The 4,592-nt window shown below is 61.6% G+C and carries 8 protein-coding genes; 6 read left to right on the top strand and 2 right to left on the bottom strand.

From position 1 onward, the window contains the following. The 6 genes from OC184_RS19490 to OC184_RS19515 form a co-directional block, all read left to right on the top strand. On the top strand, positions 1–346 hold a 346-nt coding region (locus OC184_RS19490), incomplete at its 5' end, for a DUF6522 family protein (RefSeq protein WP_265508825.1). A 112-nt stretch (positions 347–458) separates the two neighbouring features. Beyond that, positions 459–788: a cupin domain-containing protein gene (locus OC184_RS19495; RefSeq protein ID WP_265508827.1), complete on the top strand. Its 330-nt coding sequence runs from the start codon at positions 459–461 to the stop codon at positions 786–788. 15 nt (positions 789–803) lie between these two features. Further along, positions 804–1,235, top strand: a complete 432-nt coding sequence (locus tag OC184_RS19500) for a CBS domain-containing protein (protein WP_265508829.1) — start codon at positions 804–806, stop codon at positions 1,233–1,235. Between the two features lies 1 nt (position 1,236). Further along, positions 1,237–1,779: a DUF488 domain-containing protein gene (locus OC184_RS19505; RefSeq protein WP_265508831.1), complete on the top strand. Its 543-nt coding sequence runs from the start codon at positions 1,237–1,239 to the stop codon at positions 1,777–1,779. Positions 1,780–2,184: 405 nt separating this feature from the next. Further along, complete coding sequence (locus tag OC184_RS19510) at positions 2,185–2,643, top strand: group III truncated hemoglobin (protein WP_265508833.1); 459 nt, start codon at positions 2,185–2,187, stop codon at positions 2,641–2,643. A gap of 17 nt (positions 2,644–2,660) precedes the next feature. Beyond that, positions 2,661–3,137, top strand: a complete 477-nt coding sequence (locus OC184_RS19515; RefSeq protein ID WP_265508835.1) for a hemerythrin domain-containing protein — start codon at positions 2,661–2,663, stop codon at positions 3,135–3,137. 171 nt (positions 3,138–3,308) lie between these two features. Here the strand turns inward: OC184_RS19515 and OC184_RS19520 are convergent, their stop codons facing one another. Both OC184_RS19520 and OC184_RS19525 read right to left on the bottom strand, forming a co-directional pair. Further along, a complete protein-coding gene (locus OC184_RS19520; RefSeq protein WP_265508837.1) occupies positions 3,309–3,959 on the bottom strand; it encodes a 5-formyltetrahydrofolate cyclo-ligase in 651 nt (216 codons plus the stop codon). An 87-nt stretch (positions 3,960–4,046) separates the two neighbouring features. Then, positions 4,047–4,592, bottom strand: a 546-nt coding sequence (locus OC184_RS19525; protein WP_265508839.1) for an IS5 family transposase, incomplete at its 5' end; no start/stop codon positions are given.

The following is a 4,592-nucleotide window of genomic DNA, read 5'->3' on the forward strand; positions in this document are numbered from 1 at the left end:
CACTTCGAGTTCTTCGGCCCCGCCGACGAACAACTGGCCGCGTGAAGGGGGGAAGGGGATGGAACGTCAGGGCGCGGCCATGAAGATCGAGTTCCGAGACGGGCAGCCGGTCGTGGACGCGGCCGAGATCGCGCCCCTGCTGGAACTGGACGTGCCCGACTTCCAGAACCTCATGCGGTCGGGAAAGATCAGGACCACCATGGAGCGCGGCGAAGGAGAGGATGACGGCAAGTTCCGACTGACCTTCCAGTCGCCTTTTTGGCGAGTGCGGTTGACCTGCGGGCGCGACGGCAAGGTTGCAACAATGACACGGGTGCAGCTGAGAGGAGCAATGGCGGCATCGTAATTAACGCAACCGGTTCGTGTCTGCTTCGTTGGCTTTTGCCTGGGGCGCAGGCGTCGGTTCGTCCGAAGCTCGCCCTGCGTCCCCTGTCGCAGGACAGAAGAAGGAGAAAGGGATGGCTCTCAAACACGCGAAACCGGGTGAGGTGGTCGACCTCGGGCCCCTTGGGAATGGCTTGGCAAACGCCAGAACCAGCGCGATCGTCCGCACACCATCCTTCGAGGCGGTGCGCCTCATCGTTCCCGCGGGCTCTGAGATACCGGCGCACCAGGTGCCGGGACGGATCATGCTTCACTGCATCGAGGGGCGTGTCAGGATTGGGCTTGCGGCTGGTCCGGCTGAACTGGACGAGGGAGAATGGCTCTATCTGGAGGGCGGGGAACCGCATTCGGTCGAGGGCGTCCGGGATGCCTCGCTGCTCCTCACCATCCTGTTCGACGCCTGAAAGGAAAAGAAGCCGATGTATGTTCAGAAGATCATGCGAATGGCCGTAACATTAAAGGAGGACGCCGCACTCGTCGACGCAGCCGAGCGGCTCAGCGATCCGGACACGAACCTCGTGATCGTCTGCAATCGTGATGGAGCCATGCAAGGCGTCGTGAGCAAGACCGATGTGGTGAACAGGATCAGGCAATGCGCGGGCGCAGATTGCACTCGTCCCGTCGCCTCCGCCATGACCCGGGAGATCGTCTACTGCCGGTCCGATGCGACGATCCGCGAGGCCTGGAATATGATGAAGGAGCGTAGCCTGAAGCACGTACCCGTCGCAGACGCCGATGGACGACCGATCGGTATGCTCAACGCGGGCGCAGTAATGCAGGTGCTGCTGGAGGAAACCGAGCAGGAGGAGGAGCTCTTGCGCGACTATGTCATGTGCGTGGGCTATCACTGAGGTGAGGCCGCCCTTCTGCACGATTGGCCATTCGAACCGGACCCTCGACGAGTTTGCCGGCATTCTCCGCGCGGCAGATGTGGGCTTGGTGGTGGATGTCCGCAGCTTCCCCCGGTCGCGCAGCAACCCTGAGTACAACATTGAGACGCTGCCAGAGCGGCTGGCGGAGTACCAGATCGCCTACCACCACATGCCATCCTTGGGAGGCCGGCGAAAGGTTCAGCCAGAAATCCCTGACGAACTCAATGCCCAGTGGCGCAACCGGAGCTTCCACAACTACGCCGACCATGCGCTTTCTCCCGAATTTCAACTGGCGCTCGACGAGCTGGTCGAGCTGGGACAATCGCGACGGTTGGCGATGATGTGCTCTGAGGCAGTCTGGTGGCGATGTCACCGCCGCATAATCACCGATTACCTGGTACTCGCTGGGCACGAAGTGGTGCATCTGATGGGAAACGGCCGCGAGCAGGTTGCCAAGCCAACGCCAGGCGCGGAAGGTACGCCCGGCGGTAAGGTCGTCTACCCAGCCCAGAAGCCGGTATGATCTGAGCCAGGCAACTCACAAGATCGGCGGCCGCCGAACTCGCTTTTCGTGCTGCTGTCGATGCCGGTGGTCAGGATCGCCGCCTCGCCGGCGCTGAGCCGTGCATGCTCGCGAACATCCAGTCGAACCGGAGGACTGTATGCTCAAGGAGCAAATGCACTTGTTCGAGCAGCTGCTCCGCCGGCTGGAAGGTGGAAGTCCCGGCAACCTCGGTGACGTCGCTCTTCACAGGTCGCGACTGATTAGCGGTCGAGCAGCTGCACCATCCGTATCTGACGGCACTGGCAGATCTCCCTTGGCAGGGAGGTCCGGAAACGCATGCGGGGCGCCGGATTCAAAACACGCATTTACAATGCATCTTTTACCCATTAGATTGACTGGCAACACCGGCTTGTCGAGGTGCCCATGAGCAATGCTGTCGCACAACTAGGTTCGTTGCAGTCGATGCGTCCTGCAATCACCGCTGATCTGATGGCGCAGACAGGGCTCGACGAATGTTGGCTGACCGAGTTGGTGCACCGCTTTTACATCAAGGTTCGCGCCGACGCTGTGCTCGGACCGATCTTTGCCGAGCGTATCGTGGACTGGGAGCCACATCTGGAACGGATGGTCGCCTTCTGGTCCTCCGTCGCCTTGATGACGGGCCGGTATCATGGCGCGCCGGTGCCGAAGCATGTGAGTCTGCCAGTGACGTGGAGCCACTTCGAACGCTGGCTCACGCTGTTCCGGGAGACTGCGATCGAGACCTGTTCCCCGGCAGGAGCCGCCCACGTTATCGAACGGGCCGAACGCATCGCGCGGTCGCTCAACATGGCGGTTGAGGGGGCGCAATCAGCATCCGATACCGCTCCGAACCTCAGGTGACGAAAGGACGAGCTGCAATGTCTGATGCTCTTTCTGGAAGTAACGCCAGCGGGTTGACCCGCCACATCGAGACGCAGTTTCATGCGCGTCACCGGCGGCAATTGTCGCCTCTCCTCCGGCTGGCCGACATGATCGAGGATCTGCATGTAGGCGATGCCGGTGTTCCTGAAGGCCTCTTTGGCATCCTGAGGCGGATGACGGAAGACCTGGAGGTTCAAATGAAAAAGGAGGAGTTGATCCTGTTTCCGGCGATACGGCGGGCCGGTGATCTGCAGCTCGAGAATGAGATAGCGAAGCTGCGCGCCGCCAACCAGGACCTGAAGCGCAATGCCGCCGAAATATGCCGCATCACCAATGACCTGACGCTTCCTCAAGGAGCATGCGAACCGTGGGAGACGCTCTACTCCGGCCTCGCTGAGTTTGTCGCCGATCTTGAAGAGCATATGCGCCTCGAGAACGACGTCCTGTTTTCTCGAGACGTGGACGCAGACTGACGCAAACAGTCTGCCGGTTCGGCACTGGGCAAGGCCGCCCCGGTGTCTATAGCGCCCACTGCAAGCATGCCAAGATGGTGGAGTCGTTCTTCTTGTGCATTTGCCATGTGATCGGTGCCTCGCTCACGCTGTTGTCCTTCGTGCTTCGTGAAGTTCGAGCCGCCGAGGGACTCAGCGCTCCAGGTACGTCCCATCCGACAGGAGCACTTCGCTCATCGGCACATCCCAGGGCATCGGGTAGATGGTGGGCAGAAGACAGCCGGCGAACCCGACGCCGATGATCCGCGGCCGAGGATCCATCCTCGCCAATGTGCGGTCATAGTATCCGCCGCCATTCCCGAGACGGTAGAGGGCCTTGTCGACGCCAACGAGGGGAGCGATGACGACGTCCGGCACACCCGCTTCCCCTTCGATCGGCACCGGGATGTTCCAGACCCCGCAGGACATTCGGCAGTCTGGCCACCAGGCGTGGAAATTCAGCGGCGCCAGCTTCTCAACGACCACTGGAAGCAGGACCCTGGCGCCAGCTGCATGTGCGGTACTCATCCAGGGGCGGAGATCCGGCTCGCCCCTGATGGGCCAGTAGGCGGCAATGCTCATCCCGGCCCGGGACGCGATGATCTGGCCCAGCCCTTCGATCAGGGCGTGGGTCGCTTTCTCCCGATCCTGCGAAGCCAGGGCGCGGGCTGCAACCAGCCGCGCCCGTTCAGCGCGTCTGAACCGCGCCACATCCCGTGCCGTGCCGGGATCAACGTTATGACCGTCGACGAGGAGATGAGCGAAACAGGGGGCGGCGCCTCCGCCGGTTTCATCATCCACCATCAGGCCGTCCTTTCCGTTCCTTGCGGTGGGAACAGACTATCGTATCCCCAGGTGAAGACGAAGGCATAGGGTCTGTCCCCATAAACATCAGATCCAGAATATGACGATGGTTGCGAGGATGATGGCGTTGAGGAAGATGTCTCCGCAACGTTCGTAACGGGTGGCGATGCCGCGCCAATCCTTCAGTCGACCGAAGGCATTCTCGATGCGGTATCGCTTCCGGTAGAGGCGCTTGTTGTAGCTGGCCGGTTTCCTGCGCTTCTTGCGGGGCGGGATGCAGGGGCAGATGCCACGGTCCCTGAGGCCATCGCGCAGCCAATCGGCATCATACGCCTTGTCACCCAGAAAGCGCTTGGCTGGCGGCAGATGGCGCAACAGCACAAGTGCGCCCCGACTGTCGGCCATCTGACCTGGGGAGAGGAAGAAGTTCAGCGGCCGGCCCTTGCCGTCGCTGAGCATGTGCAGCTTGGAGTTCAGGCCGCCTTTCGTGCGTCCGATCGCCCGCGGACGATCCCCTTTATGGATGGCCCGCCCCTCCCGCCGATCTCCGTGTAGGATGTCGGTGTTCAATGGAGGAAGGAGCGGATCATGAGCATTGTGATCGTTGGCATCGACCTGGGCAAGAACAGCTGC

The sequence above is a fragment of the Paracoccus rhizosphaerae genome (genome assembly GCF_026162645.1).
GTDB classification, from domain to species: Bacteria; Pseudomonadota; Alphaproteobacteria; order Rhodobacterales; family Rhodobacteraceae; genus Paracoccus; species Paracoccus rhizosphaerae.

Bases quoted from the DNA above. Each gene is read 5' to 3' on its own strand.
- OC184_RS19500 (WP_265508829.1), top strand. From the start codon at position 804: ATGTATGTTCAGAAGATCATGCGAATGGCCGTAACATTAAAGGAGGAC.
- OC184_RS19515 (WP_265508835.1), top strand. From the start codon at position 2,661: ATGTCTGATGCTCTTTCTGGAAGTAACGCCAGCGGGTTGACCCGCCAC.
- OC184_RS19520 (WP_265508837.1), bottom strand. From the start codon at position 3,959: ATGGTGGATGATGAAACCGGCGGAGGCGCCGCCCCCTGTTTCGCTCAT.
- OC184_RS19510 (WP_265508833.1), top strand. From the start codon at position 2,185: ATGAGCAATGCTGTCGCACAACTAGGTTCGTTGCAGTCGATGCGTCCT.
- OC184_RS19495 (WP_265508827.1), top strand. From the start codon at position 459: ATGGCTCTCAAACACGCGAAACCGGGTGAGGTGGTCGACCTCGGGCCC.